This is a genomic window from Streptomyces sp. NPDC021096 (assembly GCF_040641275.1).
Lineage (GTDB): Bacteria > Actinomycetota > Actinomycetes > Streptomycetales > Streptomycetaceae > Streptomyces.
Genome location: NZ_JBFADG010000017.1, coordinates 607 through 16,966, shown reverse-complemented (window position 1 = coordinate 16,966; position 16,360 = coordinate 607). Strand labels below are relative to the sequence as shown.

The window sequence follows — 16,360 nt, the reverse complement described above, 5'->3', positions numbered from 1 at the left end:
CCCCGTCACGGTCGTCGGACGAGCTCGTCGTAGACGCTCAGGACGTGGGCGACGGTGTCGTCCTCCGAGGGCCAGGAGGCCGCCTGCGCCCGGCCGGCGGCCACCAGGCGGGCGCAGCGCAGCGGGTCGTCGAGGAGGCGGGCCACCGCGTCGGCGAGGGCGGTGGCGTCTCCGTAGGGGACGAGCTCGGCGGCGTCGCCGAGGAGGTCGGGGACGCCGCCGACGGAGGTGGCGACCAGGGGGACGCCCGCGTGGAGCGCCTCCTGTGCCAGCAGGGAGCGGGCCTCCCAGCGGCTGGGCAGGATGGCGACGTCCGCCGCCGCGAGCAGCTCGGGCACGTCGTCGCGGCTGCCCAGGAGCATGACCGGCAGGTGTTCGTCCTCGATGCGGCGCTGCAGACGGGGGCGTTCGCCGCCCTCCCCCGCCATGACGAGCAGCGGCTCGGGGTCCAGCTCCCGCCAGGCGCGCGCGGCGTCCAGGAGCGGCCCGTGGCCCTGGCCGGGTTCGAGGCGGCCGACGGTGACGAGCAAGGGGCGGGCGATCGCGCCGAGTTCGGCGCGGGCCTTGTTCCGCAGGTGTTCGTCCTCCTCGGGCACGGAGGACGGGGCGGGCAGCGCCACGGGCGCCAGGCGGGCGTCGCGGGCACCGCGCCGCCGTGCCCGGTCGACGAGGTCCGGGGAGGCGCCGAGCACCACGGCGGCGGCCCGGGCGGCCTGGCGCTCCATGAGCCGTACGACGTGGGAGCGCGCCCCTTCGACGCGCACCGGGGCGTGCCAGGTGACCACCAGCGGCGTGGGCCTGCCGCGCAGCGCGAGGGCGGCCAGCATGCCGGAGCGCAGTCCGTGCGCGTGGACCACGTCGGCGTCCTCGCTCGCGGCCCGGATGGCGGCGGCGCGCAGGGCGCCCGCCCCCGCGCGCAGCGGTGTGAAGGCCGCCTCGGCGTCCGCGAAGCCGTACCGCTCGGCGGCGGCCGGGGCCCCGCACACCGTCACCCGCAGGCCGCGGGCCGCCAGTCCGTCCGCCAGCGACCGCACGTGGGCACCGCTTCCCGCGCTCCCGCTGCCCAGGACCTGAACAGCGTGCAGAGGCGGCCGCCCGTGCGAGGGGCCGGGTGTGCTGCTCACGCGGGGGAAGCTCCTGTGTCGACGTCGGGCGGTGGCGTACGGCGAGGTGCTGGGCCCAGGATGCCAGCCTTCACCGACATCCCGGCACCACCGTTCCGAGGGCGGCCCGTCCTACCTCGCCCGCAGATCCCCGGATTCACCCACTTTGGGGATTCCGGCCGGATCCGGCGGCTGCCTCAGCGTCCCGCCCGGGCCGCCTCCAGCAGCTCCTCCGCGTGCGCCCGCGCCAGCTGCGAGTCCTCCTGGCCGGCCAGCATCCGCGACAGCTCCCGCACCCGCGCCTCGCCCTCCATCGCCTGCACCCCGCTGCGGGTGACGGCGCCGTCGTGGGTCTTCTCCACGACCAGGTGCCGGTCCGCGAACGCGGCCACCTGCGGCAGGTGGGTGACGACGACGACCTGGGCCGTCTGCGCCAGGCGAGCCAGCCGCCGGCCGACCTCCACGGCGGCCTTGCCGCCGACGCCGGCGTCGACCTCGTCGAAGAGGTACGTCGGCACCGGGTCGGAACCGGCGAAGACGACCTCCACGGCGAGCATGACGCGCGAGAGCTCACCGCCGGAGGCGCCCTTGCCGATGGGCCGCGGCTGGGCCCCGGGGTGCGAGGCGAGGAGGAGTTCGACGTCGTCCGCGCCGTGCGGCCCGTAGGCGACGGCGCGGCCGCCCACGTCGATGCCGGCGTCGGCGTCGGCCACCTCGTTCTGGCGGATGGCGAAGGTCACCCGTGCGTGCGGCATGGCGAGCGAGGCGAGTTCGGCGGTCACCGCCTCGGCGAATCGCTCCGCCGCCTCCGTCCGGGCGTCGGTCAGCAGCTGTGCCAGGCCGCCGAGCTCGGCGCGGAGCGCGTCCCGCTCGGCGGTCAGTTCGCCGATGCGGTCGTCGTCGCCGTCCAGCTCGCCCAGCCGGGCGGCGCCGGTCTCGGCCCAGGCGAGGACCTCCGCGATGTCCTGGCCGTACTTGCGGGTCAGGTGCGTGAGCGCGGCGCGGCGCTCCTCGACGGCGGCCAGCCGGCGCGGGTCGGCGTCCAGGCCGGAGGCGTAGCCCGCCAGCTCCCCCGCCACGTCGCCGAGCAGGATGCCGAGCTCGCCGATCCGGTCGGCCAGGGCGGCCAGGGCCGGGTCGTGGGAGCGCACCGCCTCCAGGGCCCGCCCGGCGCCGGCGACGAGGGTGCGGGCGTCGACGCCCTCGGGGTCCTCGGGGTCGCCGGCCAGCGCCGCGTGCGCGACGGTGGCGGCGGAGGCGAGGGCCTCGGCGTGGCCGAGCCGCTCGGCCTCGGCGGCGAGTTCGACGTCCTCGCCCGGCAGCGGCTCGGTGGCGGCGATCTCGTCCAGGCCGAAGCGCAGCAGGTCGGCTTCCTGGGCGCGCTCGCGGGCGCGCGTGGTCAGCTCGGCCAGCTCGGCGCTCGCCGCGCGCAGCCGGCGGTAGGCGTCGGTGTACTTGGCCAGCGGCACGGAGACCGCGTCACCGGCGTAGCGGTCCAGGGCCTGGCGCTGCCGCGCGGGGCGCAGGAGCCCCTGCTGGTCGGTCTGCCCGTGCACGGCCGCCAGGTCGTCCGCGAGCTCGGCCAGCAGCCCCACGGGCACGCTGCGCCCGCCCACATGGGCGCGCGAGCGGCCCTCCGCGGAGAGGGTGCGGCTGATGAGCAGCGTGCCGTCGTCGAGCTCGGCGCCGGCCTCCTCGGCCCGTACGGCGACGGGCGAGCGGCCGTCGACGGCGATGCGCCCTTCGACGACGGCGGCCTTGGCCCCCACCCGCACCAGCGCCGGGTCGGCGCGCCCGCCGAGCAGCAGGCCGAGGCTGGTGACGACCATGGTTTTGCCGGCGCCGGTCTCGCCCGTCACCGCCGTGAAACCGGGCGACAGCTCGACCACCGCGTCGTCAATGACGCCCAAGGACCGGATCCGCATCTCCTCCAACACGGATACGACCATACGAGGTTCCGGGGCCCCCTCGCGACGGCCTCCCCCACCGAGCACCCTGGGGAGAGCCCCACCACCGTTCCGGGTGACCGCTCCATCGCGCCCGCATCCCTTGGGGCGTCAGGCTGGATCCATGATCGATTCCGCGCGCGGCCGGCGCGCCGCCACTTTCGTTCTCGCCACGTCCGTCGCCCTCGCCACCTTCTGCGGAGCGCAGGGCGCCGTCGCCGGCTCCCCCCGCGCGTCCTCGGCCGCCTCGCTGGACGGGGTGTGGCGGATGGACGGCTACGGCACGGTCGTCTCCATCGAGGACGGGCGGCGGCGGATGCGCGAGTACGAGACGGCGGGGGCCGGCTGTCTGCCGGGCGACGTCACCGAGCTGACCGGCACGTCCGCCACCGTCACCCCGGCGGGCCCCGGCCGGGCCCGGCTCGGCTACGCGTCGAGCGTCGGCCACCGCACACTGCGGCGCATCGACGCCCTGCCCGGGGCCTGCCGCGAGGCGCACCCCGCGAAGAACCCGCGGGCCGTCTTCGACACCTTCTGGCAGACGTATGCGGAGAATTACCCCTTCTTCGGCGCGAAGGGCATCGACTGGCGGGCCGTCCGCGACCGCTACCGGCCGCGGATCACCGACCGGACCACGGACGAGGAGCTGTTCGCCGTCCTGACGAAGATGATCGAGCCGCTGCACGACGGGCACACGTACCTGAGGCGGGGCGACTGCAGTGTGAACCCGGGCTACTGCTTCGGCGGGCACCGCGAGGACACCCCGTTCCCCTCGGGCGAGCTGATCGGGAAGATCGACGCGTCGGTCACCGCCCAGGTCGGCGCCGACCGGCTCCAGAAGTGGGGCAGCGGCAAGGGCAAGGGGAAGATCGCCTACGCCGAGCTGCCGGACGGGATCGGCTATCTGCGTCTGACCGGCTTCGTCAACTACACCGACGAGCACACCTTCGCGGCGGACAGCGCCGAACTCGACCGCGCGCTGGACGCCGTCCTCGCTCCGGGCAGGAACCCGCGCGGCCTCGTGCTGGACCTGCGCTTCAACGGCGGCGGCTCCGACCGCCTCGGCCTGCAGGTCGCCGAACGGCTGACGGACCGCCCGTACACGGCCTATCTCAAGCACGCCCGGAACGACCCGAAGGACCCGCGCGGGTTCACGCCGGCCGAACCGGTGCGGGTGGTGCCGCACCGCGGCGCCGTCCACACCGGACCGGTGGCGGTCCTCACCGGCCGGCTGACCTTCAGCGCGGGCGAGACGACGACGCAGGCACTCATGGGGCGTACGCCCGAGGTGGTACGGATCGGGCAGAACACGAACGGGTCGTTCTCCGACATCCTGGAGCGGCGCCTGCCGAACGGGTGGGGCTTCGGGCTGCCGAACGAGGAGTTCCTCGACCCGGCGACGGGGCGGTCGTACGACGGGGACGGGATCGCGCCGGACGTACGGGTGCCGGTGTTCACGGACGAGGAGTTCGCGTCGGGGCGGGACTCCGCGCTGACGGAGGCGAGGAGGCGGCTGACGGGCCGGAAATCCAGCCCGTCCGGGGGCACCTCCCAGCGGTAGCCGGGAAAGCTCGAGGACCGGGGGTCCGGGGCAGAGCCCCCGGCACGCTAGTGCGGCGCCCCGCGCCACCCCGCGACCGGCAGCGCGAACTTCGCCACCAGCCGGTCGGTGAACGACGCGTGGTGCAGCCGGGCCAGGCGGACCGGCACGGCGCCGCGCCGCACCTCCACCCGGGCCCCGGCGGGCAGCTCCACGGTCCGCCGCCCGTCGCACCACAGGACGCCGTTGGGGGTCTGCGGCTGCACCTCCACCGCCAGCACCGAGTCCGGCGCCGTCACCAGCGGCTTGGCGAACAGCGCGTGGGCGCTGATCGGCACCATCAGCAGCGCCTCGACCTCCGGCCAGACCACGGGACCGCCCGCGGAGAAGGCGTAGGCGGTGGATCCGGTCGGCGTGGCGCACACGACGCCGTCCCCGCCGAAGCGGGAGACGGGGCGGCCGTCGACCTCGGTGACGACCTCCAGCACCCGCTCGCGGGCGGCCTTCTCGACCGATGCCTCGTTCAGCGCCCAGTCCGTGTGCACGACGTGCCCGTCGGTGCGGACGAGGACGTCGAGGGTCATCCGCTCCTCGACCTCGTAGGCGCGCGTGACGACCCGGTCGACGACCTTGTCCAGGTCGTCGCGCTCGGCCTCGGCCAGGAAGCCGACCCGCCCGAGGTTGACGCCCAGCATGGGCACCCCGGACCGCCGTGCGAACTCCGCGCCGCGCAGCAGCGTGCCGTCGCCGCCGAGGACGATCAGCAGCTCACAGCCCTCCAGGGCGTCCGGCTTGCCGGGACCCGCGTCGACGCGCTCCGCCGAACCCGGCAGCGGCAGGTCGGCGGCCTCCTCGGCCAGCACCCGCACCCCGATGCCGCAGCGCAGCAGCCCCTGGACGACGAGTTCGGCGCTGCGGATGGCCGCCGGCCGGCCCGTGTGGGCGAGCAGGAAGACGGTACGTCCGGACGGCTCTGCCGATGGTGCTTCTGAAGTGGTCAACGGGGCCCCTCCGCCACTGCACGGTCAACGTCCGCCGGGTCCAGGTCGGGCGCACCGGCGCGCAGCCACAGAAAGTACTCGACATTGCCCGACGGACCCGGCAGCGGGCTGGCGGTGACCCCCAGAACGCCCAGTCCCAGTTCGGCCGCGCGCGCGGCGACCGCGCGCACCGCCTCGGCGCGCAGCTGCGTGCTGCGCACCACGCCGCCGGCGCCCAGGCGCTCCTTGCCGACCTCGAACTGCGGCTTGACCATCAGCACCAGGTCCGCGTCGGGCGCGGCGCAGCGCACCAGCGCGGGCAGCACCAGGCCCAGCGGGATGAAGGACAGGTCGCCGACGATCAGGTCGACCGGCTCTCCGTCGATCTGCTCCAGCGTCAATTCGCGTACGTTCGTACGGTCCTTCACGGTGACCCGGTCGTCGCTCTGCAGGGACCACGCGAGCTGTCCGTAGCCGACGTCGACCGCGACGACGTGGGCGGCGCCCGAGCGCAGCAGGACGTCGGTGAAGCCGCCCGTGGAGGCGCCGGCGTCCAGCGCCCGCCGTCCCTCGACCTTCAGGCCGAGCGGCGTGAACGCGGCGAGCGCGCCCGCGAGCTTGTGCCCGCCGCGCGAGACGTAGTCGGGGTCGCTCTCGTCCTGGGTGACGACGAGGGCGGCGCTGGTCTCCACCTGCGTGGCGGCCTTGGTGGCCGTCGTTCCGCCGACGGTCACGCGGCCTGCGGCGATCAGCTGGCTCGCGTGCTCGCGCGAACGGGCCAGCTTGCGGCGCACCAGCTCCGCGTCGAGTCGGCGGCGGGTCACTGCCACGTGCGGTTCAGCTCCTGTTGTCGTACGGACGCGTGGGGCCCCCGGGCCCCGGGCGCTGGTCGAGCGCGGTGAGCGCGTCGCGCAGGCCCTGGTGTACATCCTCGTACACCTGCAGGTGACCGCTCACGTCGAGGTGGTCGGCGTCCGCCAGCCGGGCCAGCCGTTCGTCCACGGCGGCATGGCCGGTGGGGGTGCGCTCCACGCCGAGGGGCTGCGGCGTCGGCGGCCGCGTCGGGTCGGTCATGGTTCCGACGCTACCCCGTGCCGGGGACATCTCCTGCGTTCCGGCCCGGCTGGGGTACCGTCCATTGCGATGGCGACCATTGAGGAGTGCCTGGAGGCACTCGACCGGCTGGCGGAGAACCTCGCGGGCGCGGGCGGCGAGCTCCGCAGCGCCGCCGCGCCCGACCGCTCGCTCAGCTGCCACGTCACGGACCTCGACGTCACCTTCGTGGGCCACCTGCGGGACGGCCACATCAGAGAGGTGCGGACGGTGCCGGGCACGCCCGAGCAGCGGGCCGAGATCGGGCTGGAGATGACCGGCGACGACCTGGTGGCCCTGGTCGACGGCAAGCTGAACTTCGCGCGCGCCTGGGCCAGCGGCCGGGTCAAGCTGAAGGCGGGCCTGCGGGACGTGCTCCGGCTGCGGTCGATCCTGTAGCCGCGGCAGCCGTGCGGGGCCGGCGGGCGGCCGGTACGACCAGGGGGGTGCCCGTCTGCGGGTCCTCGACGACCTCGCAGCGCAGCCCGAAGACCCGCTCGACGAGCTCGGCCGTCACCACCTCGCCGGGCGGGCCCTCGGCGACGACCGCGCCGTCGCGCATGGCGATGAGGTGGGTGGCGTAGCGCGCGGCGTGGTTGAGGTCGTGCAGGACGGCGACGAGGGTGCGCCCCTGTTCCTCGTGGAGTTCGGCGCACAGGTCGAGGATCTCGATCTGGTGCTGGATGTCGAGGAAGGTGGTGGGCTCGTCCAGGAGCAGCAGCGGGGTGCGCTGGGCGAGGGCCATGGCGATCCACACGCGCTGGCGCTGTCCGCCGGAGAGCTCGTCGACGTACCGGTCGGCGAGGGCGGCGACCCCGGTGGCCGCCATGGACTCCTCGACGACGCGCTCGTCCTCGGGCGACCACTGGCGCAGCAGCCCCTGGTGGGGGTGGCGGCCGCGGGCGACGAGGTCGGCGACGGTGATGCCGTCGGGGGCGACGGAGGACTGCGGCAGCAGACCGAGGGTGCGGGCGACCTTCTTGGCGGGGTGGGAGCCGATGGCGGCGCCGTCCAGCAGCACCGATCCGGCGGCCGGCTTGAGCATGCGGGACAGGGCGCGCAGGAGCGTGGACTTGCCGCAGGCGTTGGGGCCGACGATGACGGTGAAGGAGTGGTCGGGGACGGCGACGGAGAGGTTCTCCGCGATGACCCGCCCGTCGTAGGCGAGGGTGACGGCTTCGGCTGTCAGTCGGCTCATGGGGGTGTTCCTGTCCTTGTGCGTGCTCATATCCGTCCCGCCTTGCGCTCGGTGAACAGCAGCCACAGCAGATAGCCGCCGCCGAGCATGCCGGTGAGGGCTCCGACGGGCAGCCGGTCCGCGCCGAAGAGGTGCTGGGAGGCCCAGTCGGCGGTGACCAGCAGGGTCGCGCCCGTGCAGGCGGCGGCGGTCAGGCCCGGCCCCGGGGAGCGGGTGAGGCGGCGGGCGAGCTGGGGGGCGGCGAGGGCGATGAAGGAGATGGGCCCGGCGGCGGCCGTGGCGGCGGCGGTCAGCAGCACGGCGGCCCCCATGCTCACCAGGCGGGTCCGTTCGACGGCCACGCCGAGCGCGTACGCCGAGTCGTCGCCCATCTCCAGCATCTTCAGGCCGCGGCCGTGGCCGAGGACGACGGGGACGAGCACGGCGCACGCGGCCGCCAGCGGCCACACCTGCTCCCAGTCGCGGCCGTTGAGGGAGCCGACCATCCACATGGTGGCGCGGGCGGCGTCGGTGAGGCTGGCCTTGGTGAGCAGGTAGCCGATGACGGCGACGAGGACGGCGGACATGGCGATGCCGACGAGGACGAAGCGGTGGCCGTGCACGCCCTTCTTCCAGGCCAGCGCGTAGATCGCGGCCCCGGAGACGATGCCGCCGCACGCCGCCCCGAGGGCGACCGCCGTGGTGTCGCCCTGGAAGAGCACGATGACCAGGAGCGCCCCCACCGTCGAGCCCTGGGCCAGGCCGATCACGTCGGGGCTGCCGAGGGGGTTGCGGGAGACGGACTGGAAGACCGCGCCGGCCAGTCCGAGGGACGCGCCGACGAGCAGGCCGACCAGGACCCGCGGCAGCCGCAGGTCGTGGACGATGAACTCCTGTGCCGTCGTTCCGCCGCCGGTCAGGGTGCGCACGACGTCGGCGGACGACATGGGGTAGTCGCCGGTGCCGATGAGGGCGACGGAGGCGGCGAGCGCGCCGGCGAGGAGCAGCAGCACGACGAGCGCGGCCCGCGGGTCCACGCGCACGGAGAGCCCGCCGCGGGTGCGCAGCGCCTTCACGGTCTTCGTTGTCCTGTCGGCCTTCACAGCTGGGCCATCCTCCGGCGCCGTACGAGATGGATGAACAGGGGCCCGCCGATCAGCGCGGTGACGATGCCGGCCTGCAGTTCGGAGGGGCGTACGACGACGCGGCCGACGATGTCCGAGCCGAGCAGCAGGACGGGCGAGAGGATCGCCGCGTACGGCAGGACCCAGCGCAGGTCGGAGCCGGTGAACGAGCGGACGACGTGCGGCACCATCAGCCCCACGAAGACGATGGGCCCGCAGGCGGCCGTGGCCGCGCCGCACAGCAGGGTGACCGAGCCCAGCGCGAGGACGCGCGTGGTGGTGAGCCTGGTGCCGAGCGCGCGGGCCTGGTCGTCGCCGAGCGCCATGGCGTTCAGCGGCCGGGCCAGCGCCAGGGCGACGACGACGCCCACCGCGACGAAGGGCGCGACCTGGGTGACGACGGTGGAGTCGGCGGAGGCCAGCGAGCCGACCGTCCAGAAGCGCATCCGGTCCAGGGCGGCGGAGTCCATCAGCTGGACGGAGTAGACGTAGCCGTTGAGCGCGGCGGTCACGGCGGTGCCGGCCAGGGCGAGGCGCACGGGCGTGGCGCCGCGGCTGCCGCCCAGCGCGTACACGACGACGGAGACGACGGCAGCGCCGAGGAAGGCGAACCAGACGTATCCGGTCAGCGAGGTGACGCCGAGGAAGCTGATGCCGGAGACGACGGCGGCCGAGGCCCCGGCGTTGATGCCGAACAGCCCGGGGTCGGCGAGGGGGTTGCGGGTGAGGGCCTGCATGACCGTTCCGGCGAGGCCGAGCGCGGTGCCGGCCAGCACGCCCAGGAGGGTGCGGGGGACGCGTACGTCCCGTACGACCACGTCGGTGGAGTTGCCGGTGTAGTGGAAGAGCCCGTGCCAGACCTGGTCCAGGGGGATCTGCTTGGCGCCGACGGCGATGGACGCCGCGACGACCAGCAGCAGTACGCCCGTTGCGGCGAGCAGCCCCACGGCGTGCGCGGCGGCCCTGCGGCGGGGTGCGGCCTCGGGGGCGGCGGTGGGGGGAGGGGGACTGTCGACCAACACCCGGTTAGGTTAGCCTACCCTCACATCCCCCCTCGTTGAGAGAAGCACTGCCCCATGAGCACCGCCCGCACCACAGCTCCCTCCCGCCGCGGCCTCCTGGCCGCGGGTGGCGCCCTGGGCCTCGGGGCCCTGCTCACCGCGTGCGGTGGCGGAAAGTCGGACGCCGACGAGGGCAAGGGTGCGGCGGGCGCCAAGGACGGTGCGTGGAGCTTCAAGGACGACCGCGGCCGGACCGCCAAGTCCCCGAAGACCCCCAAGCGGATCGTCGCCTTCACCGGCACGGCGGCCGCCCTGCACGACTTCGGCGTCGAGTGCGTCGGCGTCTTCGGCCCCACCAGGCTCGGCGACGGCAAGCCCGACCCGCAGGCCGGCGACCTCGACGTCGACAAGCTGACGATCCTCGGCAACGCCTGGGGCGAGTTCAACATCGAGAAGTACGCCGGGCTCGACGCCGACCTGCTCATCAGCAACATGTTCGAGCCCGAAGCGCTCTGGTACGTGCCCGAGGACAGCAAGAAGAAGATCCTCGGCCTCGCCCCCAGCGTCGGCCTCACCGCCGCCCGCGTCTCCATGCTGGAGCCCATCAAGCGCTACGCCGCCCTGGCCGAGTCCCTCGGCGCCGACCTCGGGAGCCGGAAGGTCCTCGACGCCAAGGCCCGCTTCGAGAAGGCCGCCGAGACCCTGCGCAAGGCCGCCAAGGCCAACCCCGTCAAGGTCATGGCCGCCTCCGGCAGCGCCGACCTGTTCTACGTCTCCAACCCGGCCGTCAACGCGGACCTGATGTACTTCCGCGAGCTCGGCGTCGACTTCGTCGTCCCCGAGAAGCTCGACCAGGGCGGCTACTTCGAGAGCCTCAGCTGGGAGAACGCCGACAAGTACAAGGCCGACCTGATCCTGCTCGACAGCCGCACCTCCGCCCTCCAGCCCAAGGACCTGGCGAGCAAGCCCACCTGGGAACAGCTCCCCGCCGTCAAGGCCGGGCAGGTCAGCCCCTGGCTCAGCGAGCCGCGCTTCTCCTACGCCGGCTGCGCTCCCCTCCTCGAGGGCCTCGCCGCGGCTATCGAAAAGGCCAAGAAGACCTCCTGACCCTTCCGAACGCAGGAAAGGACCTCCCCTCGCGATGAGCGACGCCCCTCCCCCGCCCTACCGCTGGTTCGACCTCCACGTCATACGGACCGAGCGTGTCAGCCCCTCCCTCGTGCGCGTCACCTTCGGCGGGGACCGCCTCGGCGACATGGTCACCGGCGGCCGCGACCAGCGCTTCAAGCTCTTCCTGCCCCAGCCCGGCCAGGCCGCCCCGGTCCTGCCGGACGACCTGGGCATCGGCTGGTACGCACAGTGGCGCACCCAGGACCCGGCGGTGCGGGCCATCATGCGCTCGTACACCGTCCGCGAGCTGCGGTACGAACCCGCGGAGCTGGACGTCGACTTCGTCCAGCACGGGGAGGACGGGGACAGCCACAGCGGCCCGGCCTCGCACTGGTCGCGCACGGCCCGCCCCGGCGACCGCGTCGCCGTCCTCGGCCCGGTCGCCGAGGAGAACGGCGGCGTCGACTTCCAGCCGCCGGCCGGCACCGACTGGGTCCTGGTCACCGCCGACGAATCCGCGCTGCCCGCCGCGGCCGGCATCCTCGCCGGGCTGCCGGCGGGCACCCCGGCCAAGGTCTGGATCGAGGTCTCGCACCCGGACGACGTCCAGGACCTGCCCACGGCCGCGGAGGCCGACATCACCTGGCTGATCCGCGACAAGCCCACCGACCAGCCCGTCCTCGAAGCCGTCCGCTCCGCCGACCTCCCCGCCGGCACCCCCTACGCCTGGATCGCCGGCGAATCCGGCACCATCCGCACCCTCCGCCGCCACCTGGTCTCCGACCGCGGCTTCGACCGCCGCACGGTCACCTTCACGGGCTACTGGCGCCGCGGCGCAACGGAGGAAGACCTCCTGGCAGAACTGGGCTGACCTGCTGCAAACGCCGGACGGGCTGAGCAATCAGCCCGTCCGGCGTTTGAGGACCGGGGGTCCGGGGGCAGAGCCCCCGGTTACGGGAAGGGGCGGGGTGGGGTGGGGGAAAAGAACCCCTACCAGCCCAAGCGAGCCAGCACCTTCCCGGCATCCAGCGCACAAGCCCCATCCCCCGCCACCGTCCAAGCGGCAGCACACAGCGCGCGCAGCGCATCCACCCGGTCACCGTCCCCGTCAAGGGCGAGCGCCCCGCCGTCCACCGAAGCCGTCCACCCCCCACAGCCAAAACCGTCGGCCGAGCCGACAACCTCCGGCTGCCCCTCCAACAACCCCCGCAAATCCTCCGCCACATACGTCGGCCGATGCTCCGGCCGCGCCGCGATCACCTGCGCCGCCGTCGTCACCCCGGTCAACACCAACAACGAGTCCACACCCCCCACATGCGCCCCCTCGATGTCCGTGTCGAGCCGGTCGCCGACCACCAACGGCCGCTGCGCACCGGTCCGCAGAATCGTCTCGCGGTGCATCGGCGGCAGCGGCTTCCCCGCCACCTGCGGCTCCGCCCCCGTGGCTATCCGCACGACCTGCACCGCCGACCCGTTGCCCGGCGCGATGCCCCGCGCACTCGGAATCGTCAGGTCCGTATTGGAGGCGTACCACGGCAGGCCCCGGGCCACCGCGTACGACGCCTCCGCCAGCCGCGACCACGGCATGTCCATCCCGCCGAACCCCTGCGCCACCGCGGCCGGTTCGTCGTCCGCGGACTCCACCGGAACCAGCCCGCGCTCCCGCAGGGCGACCCGCAGCCCCTCCGCACCGATCACCAACACCCTTGACCCGGACGGCAGCTGATCGGCGATCAGACGTGCCACCGCCTGCGCCGAAGTGATCACGTCCGTCGGCTCGGCGGGGATGCCCAGCTCGGTCAGATGCCCGGCCACCGTCTCCGGCGTACGCGCCGCGTTGTTCGTCACGTAGGCCAGGTGCATCCCGCCTTCCCGGGCCACCTCCAGCGACTCCACGGCGTGCTCGATGGCCTCGCCACCGGCGTACACCACGCCGTCGAGGTCGAGCAGCGCCGTGTCGTAGGCGGCGCTCAGCCGCTCGCCGCTGCCGTCGGGCCGGGTCCGGACGGTCTGATTCATGCTGTGATCGCTCCCTGTGCTGTACGTCTCTCTCACGATCATTGCTCATTTGGCCATGAGACATAACATTTCTGAATGAGCACTCCAGGCCACGGCAACGGCGCCAACGGCAGTCTCGCGGGACAGGGGCTTCAACTGGTCCCCTTCCGAGGACTGCGCTATGTCCCCGACCGGGTGGGCAGCCTCTCGGCAGTCACCTCGCCACCGTACGACGTCGTGGTGCGCCCCGACGGCCTGCGCCACCTGGAAACCGCCGACCCACACAACATCGTCCGGCTCATTCTCCCCCAGGCCGCCACCGCCGCCGACCGGCACCGCCAGGCAGCCGAAACACTGCGCCGCTGGCAGGACGAGCAGGTGCTCGCCGCCGACCCCGAGCCCGCGCTCTACGTCTACGAGCAGCGCGGCGACGGCATACTGCAGCGCGGCCTCATCGGTGCGCTGCGCCTCACCCCCCGCGAGGAAGGCGTCGTCCTCCCCCATGAGGACGTCATGCCCCACATCGTCGAGGACCGCGCCGCCCTGATGCGCGACACGGCCGCCAATCTGGAGCCCCTGCTCTTCTCCTACCGGGGCAACGGCAACGCCACCGAGGGCGCCGCCGGCGTCATCGAGCAGGTCATCCGCACCGAGCCGCTGCTCTCGACCACGACGGAGGACGGCTACGCCCACCGCCTGTGGTCCATCACCGACCCCCACGACCTCGCCGTCGTCGCCAAGGACCTCTCCCACCAGCACGCCCTCATCGCCGACGGCCACCACCGCTGGGCCACCTACCTGCGCCTGCACGCCGAGCAGCCGGCTCCCGGCCCCTGGGACTACGGCCTCGTCCTGCTGGTGGACACGGCCCGCTACCCGCTGCGCGTACGGGCCATCCACCGGCTGCTGCACCGGCTGCCGGTGGCCGAGGCCCTGGCCCGGCTGGGCGACGCGTTCCGCGTGACCACGATCGACGGCCCGCTGCCGGACGCCCTCGACGTACTGGCGCAGGCCGCAGCCGGACCGGGCAACGCCTTCGTGCTCGCCGGCGACGGCCGCTTCCACCTCCTGGACCGGCCCGATCCGGAGCTGCTGGCCCGTACGGTCCCCACCGACCGCCCGCAGACCTGGCGCGAGCTGGACGCGACGGTCCTGCACTCGGCGCTGCTGGAGCACATCTGGCAGGTGCCGGACGACCCCGAGCACATCGGCTACATCCACGAGACCGCGGCGGCCGTCAAGCAGGCCGAACTCCACGGCGGTACGGCCGTGCTGATGCACCCCGTCCACGAGGACGTCGTGCGTGAACTCGCCGAGCAGGGCGTCACCATGCCCCGCAAGTCGACGTCGTTCGGCCCCAAGCCGGCCACGGGGCTGGTCCTGCGGAGCCTGGCCCTGAACTGAGGCCGCCCCCGGGCAAAAAAGTCGAGGGTGGGACCCCCGGTCGGTCCGGGGGTCCCACCCTCAACGTTCAGCGGTCACGAGTGACCGAGCAGGCTCAGCCCTCGCTGCCGGAGGAGCCGGACTCGGGCTTGGACTCGGACTCGGCGTCGTCGGCCTTGACGTCCTCGGCCTCGGCCTCGGCGTCCGCCGTGGTCTCGGTCCCGGCCTCGGTCTCGTCCTCTTCCAGGGCGTCGGTGAACTCCACCCCGTCCAGCTCGGCGAGCCGGTCGGAGGCGTTCGTCGTGCCGCCCTGGTCGGCCTCGAGAGCCTTGGCGAACCACTCGCGGGCCTCGGTCTCGCGGCCCACGTCGAGGAGCGCCTCGGCGTACGCGTACCGCAGTCGCGCGGTCCACGGCTGGATGGAGTTCGACGCGAGCTCGGGGCTCTGCAGCGTCACGACCGCCGCGTCCGCCTGGCCCATGTCCTTGCGGGCGCCGGCGGCGACCAGGCGCATCTCGACCTGGCCCGCCTTGTCGAGCTTCTGCACCTCGGGCTCGCCGGCCATGGCCAGCGCACGCTCGGGGCGGCCCAGGCCGCGCTCGCAGTCGGCCATGACGGGCCACAGCTCCACCGAGCCGGTCATCCGGCGGGCGGCGCGGAACTCGGCGAGCGCCTCGGAGTACTTGGCGGTCGCGTACGCGGCGAAGCCGGCGGCCTCGCGCACGGCGGCCACGCGCGAGGCGAGCCTCAGGGCGATGCGGGAGTACTCGTAGGCCTGGTCCGGGTCCTCGTCCAGCAGGTTGGCGACCATGACCAGGTTCCGCGCGACCTCTTCGGCGAGGCCCTTGGGCAGGCTCATGAGCTCCTGCCGCACGTCCTGGTCGATCTCGTCGCCGGTCACCTCGTCGGGGATGGGCAGCCGCTTCACCGGCTCCCGCTCGCTGCGGTCGTGGTCGCGGTCGTCACGGCGGCCGTAGCCACCGGAGCGGTCGTCGCGGCCGCGGTAGCCGCCGCCACCCTGCCGGTCGTCGCGACGGCCGTAGCCACCGCCCGGGCGACCACCGCGGTCATCGCGGCCACCACGGAACCCACCACGGTCGTCGTCACGGCGCGGGCCACGGTCGTCGCGGCGGAAGCCACCGCGGTCGTCGTCACGGCGGGGGCCGCGGTCGTCATCACGGCGCGGGGCACGGTCGTCACGACGGAAACCACCGGGACGGTCGTCGCGGCGCTCGTCACGACGGAAGCCGCCACGGTCGTCGCGGCGCGGGGCGCGGTCATCGCGGGGGAAGGAAGGACGCTCGTCACGGCGGTCGTCGCGGCGGAAGCCACCACGCTCGTCATCGCGGCGCGGGGCACGGTCATCACGACGGAACGACGGACGCTCATCGCGACGGTCGTCGCGGCGGAAGCCACCACGCTCGTCATCGCGGCGCGGGGCACGGTCATCACGACGGAACGACGGACGCTCGTCACGACGGTCGTCGCGGCGGAAGCCACCACGCTCGTCGTCACGGCGCGGGGCACGGTCGTCACGACGGTCATCGCGACGGAAACCACCGGGACGGTCGTCACGGCGCTCGTCACGACGGAAGCCACCACGCTCGTCGTCACGACGGGGACCACGGTCGTCACGACGCTCGTCACGACGGAAACCACCGGGACGGTCGTCACGGCGGTCGTCGCGGCGGAAGCCACCACGGTCGTCGTCACGGCGGGGACCGCCGTAGCCACCACCGGAAGGACGACCACCACGGTCATCACGACGCGGACCACCGTAACCGCCACCGGAGGGACGACCACCACGGTCGTCGTCACGACGGAAACCACCGGGACGGTCGTCACGGCGGTCGTCGCGGCGGAAGCCACCACGGTCGTCGTCACGGCGGGGACCGCCGTAGCCACC

Annotated in this window: 15 protein-coding genes and 1 pseudogene; 5 read left to right on the top strand and 11 right to left on the bottom strand. The window is 73.9% G+C overall.

Features of this window, described 5'->3' with window-relative positions; genetic code table 11:
- Nucleotides 1–5: 5 nt before the first annotated feature.
- Both AB0G59_RS20755 and recN read right to left on the bottom strand, forming a co-directional pair.
- A complete protein-coding gene (locus AB0G59_RS20755; protein WP_360913574.1) occupies nucleotides 6–1,124 on the bottom strand; it encodes a glycosyltransferase family 4 protein in 1,119 nt (372 codons plus the stop codon).
- A 176-nt stretch (nucleotides 1,125–1,300) separates the two neighbouring features.
- Nucleotides 1,301–3,052 carry a DNA repair protein RecN gene (recN, locus tag AB0G59_RS20750; RefSeq protein WP_360913572.1) on the bottom strand — a complete coding sequence of 584 codons (1,752 nt, stop codon included), beginning with the start codon at nucleotides 3,050–3,052 and terminating at the stop codon, nucleotides 1,301–1,303.
- Between the two features lie 121 nt (nucleotides 3,053–3,173).
- Between recN and AB0G59_RS20745 the strand changes: the two genes are divergently transcribed.
- The gene (locus AB0G59_RS20745) at nucleotides 3,174–4,610 is read left to right on the top strand and encodes a S41 family peptidase (protein ID WP_360913570.1); all 1,437 of its coding nucleotides are present in this window, start codon (nucleotides 3,174–3,176) and stop codon (nucleotides 4,608–4,610) included.
- Nucleotides 4,611–4,657: 47 nt separating this feature from the next.
- Here AB0G59_RS20745 and AB0G59_RS20740 read toward each other — a convergent pair whose 3' ends face one another.
- Genes AB0G59_RS20740 through AB0G59_RS20730 form a run of 3 tightly spaced genes read right to left on the bottom strand, consistent with a single transcriptional unit; the run spans nucleotide 4,658 to nucleotide 6,673 of the window.
- Nucleotides 4,658–5,590: an NAD kinase gene (locus tag AB0G59_RS20740; RefSeq protein ID WP_360913568.1), complete on the bottom strand. Its 933-nt coding sequence runs from the start codon at nucleotides 5,588–5,590 to the stop codon at nucleotides 4,658–4,660.
- Complete coding sequence (locus AB0G59_RS20735; RefSeq protein WP_360913728.1) at nucleotides 5,587–6,393, bottom strand: TlyA family RNA methyltransferase; 807 nt, start codon at nucleotides 6,391–6,393, stop codon at nucleotides 5,587–5,589. The genes AB0G59_RS20740 and AB0G59_RS20735 overlap by 4 nt, the downstream gene beginning before the upstream one ends.
- A 13-nt stretch (nucleotides 6,394–6,406) precedes the next feature.
- Nucleotides 6,407–6,673 (bottom strand): hypothetical protein, encoded by a 267-nt coding sequence (locus AB0G59_RS20730; RefSeq protein ID WP_360913566.1) that lies wholly within the window; start codon nucleotides 6,671–6,673, stop codon nucleotides 6,407–6,409.
- 39 nt (nucleotides 6,674–6,712) lie between these two features.
- Here AB0G59_RS20730 and AB0G59_RS20725 point away from each other — a divergent pair, with 39 nt between their 5' ends.
- Nucleotides 6,713–7,060 (top strand): sterol-binding protein, encoded by a 348-nt coding sequence (locus tag AB0G59_RS20725; protein ID WP_360913564.1) that lies wholly within the window; start codon nucleotides 6,713–6,715, stop codon nucleotides 7,058–7,060.
- Here the strand turns inward: AB0G59_RS20725 and AB0G59_RS20720 are convergent.
- The 3 genes from AB0G59_RS20720 to AB0G59_RS20710 are packed head-to-tail and all read right to left on the bottom strand — an operon-like array spanning nucleotide 7,008 to nucleotide 9,984.
- Nucleotides 7,008–7,859, bottom strand: coding sequence for an ABC transporter ATP-binding protein (locus AB0G59_RS20720; protein ID WP_360913562.1), 852 nt, complete (start codon nucleotides 7,857–7,859; stop codon nucleotides 7,008–7,010). The two genes, AB0G59_RS20725 and AB0G59_RS20720, sit on opposite strands and share 53 nt — an antisense overlap.
- A 26-nt stretch (nucleotides 7,860–7,885) precedes the next feature.
- Nucleotides 7,886–8,941: an iron chelate uptake ABC transporter family permease subunit gene (locus tag AB0G59_RS20715; RefSeq protein WP_360913560.1), complete on the bottom strand. Its 1,056-nt coding sequence runs from the start codon at nucleotides 8,939–8,941 to the stop codon at nucleotides 7,886–7,888.
- On the bottom strand, nucleotides 8,938–9,984 hold the full coding sequence (locus AB0G59_RS20710; protein ID WP_360913558.1) for an iron chelate uptake ABC transporter family permease subunit: 1,047 nt from the start codon (nucleotides 9,982–9,984) through the stop codon (nucleotides 8,938–8,940). Before AB0G59_RS20710 ends, AB0G59_RS20715 begins: the two co-directional genes overlap by 4 nt.
- Before the next feature lie 54 nt (nucleotides 9,985–10,038).
- Between AB0G59_RS20710 and AB0G59_RS20705 the strand changes: the two genes are divergently transcribed.
- On the top strand, nucleotides 10,039–11,070 hold the full coding sequence (locus AB0G59_RS20705) for an ABC transporter substrate-binding protein (RefSeq protein ID WP_360913556.1): 1,032 nt from the start codon (nucleotides 10,039–10,041) through the stop codon (nucleotides 11,068–11,070).
- A 34-nt stretch (nucleotides 11,071–11,104) separates the two neighbouring features.
- Nucleotides 11,105–11,944 carry a siderophore-interacting protein gene (locus AB0G59_RS20700; RefSeq protein ID WP_360913554.1) on the top strand — a complete coding sequence of 280 codons (840 nt, stop codon included), beginning with the start codon at nucleotides 11,105–11,107 and terminating at the stop codon, nucleotides 11,942–11,944.
- A 119-nt stretch (nucleotides 11,945–12,063) separates the two neighbouring features.
- Here the strand turns inward: AB0G59_RS20700 and AB0G59_RS20695 are convergent, their stop codons facing one another.
- On the bottom strand, nucleotides 12,064–13,092 hold the full coding sequence (locus AB0G59_RS20695) for an HAD hydrolase-like protein (RefSeq protein WP_360913552.1): 1,029 nt from the start codon (nucleotides 13,090–13,092) through the stop codon (nucleotides 12,064–12,066).
- A 75-nt stretch (nucleotides 13,093–13,167) separates the two neighbouring features.
- On the opposite strand from AB0G59_RS20695, the gene AB0G59_RS20690 reads away from it, so the two are divergent.
- A complete protein-coding gene (locus AB0G59_RS20690; protein WP_360913550.1) occupies nucleotides 13,168–14,475 on the top strand; it encodes a DUF1015 domain-containing protein in 1,308 nt (435 codons plus the stop codon).
- Between the two features lie 94 nt (nucleotides 14,476–14,569).
- On the opposite strand, the gene AB0G59_RS20685 is transcribed toward AB0G59_RS20690, so the two are convergent.
- Both AB0G59_RS20685 and AB0G59_RS20680 read right to left on the bottom strand, forming a co-directional pair.
- Complete coding sequence (locus tag AB0G59_RS20685) at nucleotides 14,570–15,373, bottom strand: hypothetical protein (protein ID WP_360913726.1); 804 nt, start codon at nucleotides 15,371–15,373, stop codon at nucleotides 14,570–14,572.
- Nucleotides 15,374–15,466: 93 nt separating this feature from the next.
- A pseudogene (locus AB0G59_RS20680) lies at nucleotides 15,467–16,360 on the bottom strand (hypothetical protein); the annotation flags it as partial.

Coding starts and splice junctions, on each gene's coding strand:
- recN (WP_360913572.1), bottom strand. CDS start 3,052: ATGGTCGTATCCGTGTTGGAGGAGATGCGGATCCGGTCCTTGGGCGTC.
- AB0G59_RS20745 (WP_360913570.1), top strand. CDS start 3,174: ATGATCGATTCCGCGCGCGGCCGGCGCGCCGCCACTTTCGTTCTCGCC.
- AB0G59_RS20730 (WP_360913566.1), bottom strand. CDS start 6,673: ATGTCCCCGGCACGGGGTAGCGTCGGAACCATGACCGACCCGACGCGG.
- AB0G59_RS20725 (WP_360913564.1), top strand. CDS start 6,713: ATGGCGACCATTGAGGAGTGCCTGGAGGCACTCGACCGGCTGGCGGAG.
- AB0G59_RS20720 (WP_360913562.1), bottom strand. CDS start 7,859: ATGAGCCGACTGACAGCCGAAGCCGTCACCCTCGCCTACGACGGGCGG.
- AB0G59_RS20705 (WP_360913556.1), top strand. CDS start 10,039: ATGAGCACCGCCCGCACCACAGCTCCCTCCCGCCGCGGCCTCCTGGCC.
- AB0G59_RS20700 (WP_360913554.1), top strand. CDS start 11,105: ATGAGCGACGCCCCTCCCCCGCCCTACCGCTGGTTCGACCTCCACGTC.
- AB0G59_RS20695 (WP_360913552.1), bottom strand. CDS start 13,092: ATGAATCAGACCGTCCGGACCCGGCCCGACGGCAGCGGCGAGCGGCTG.
- AB0G59_RS20690 (WP_360913550.1), top strand. CDS start 13,168: ATGAGCACTCCAGGCCACGGCAACGGCGCCAACGGCAGTCTCGCGGGA.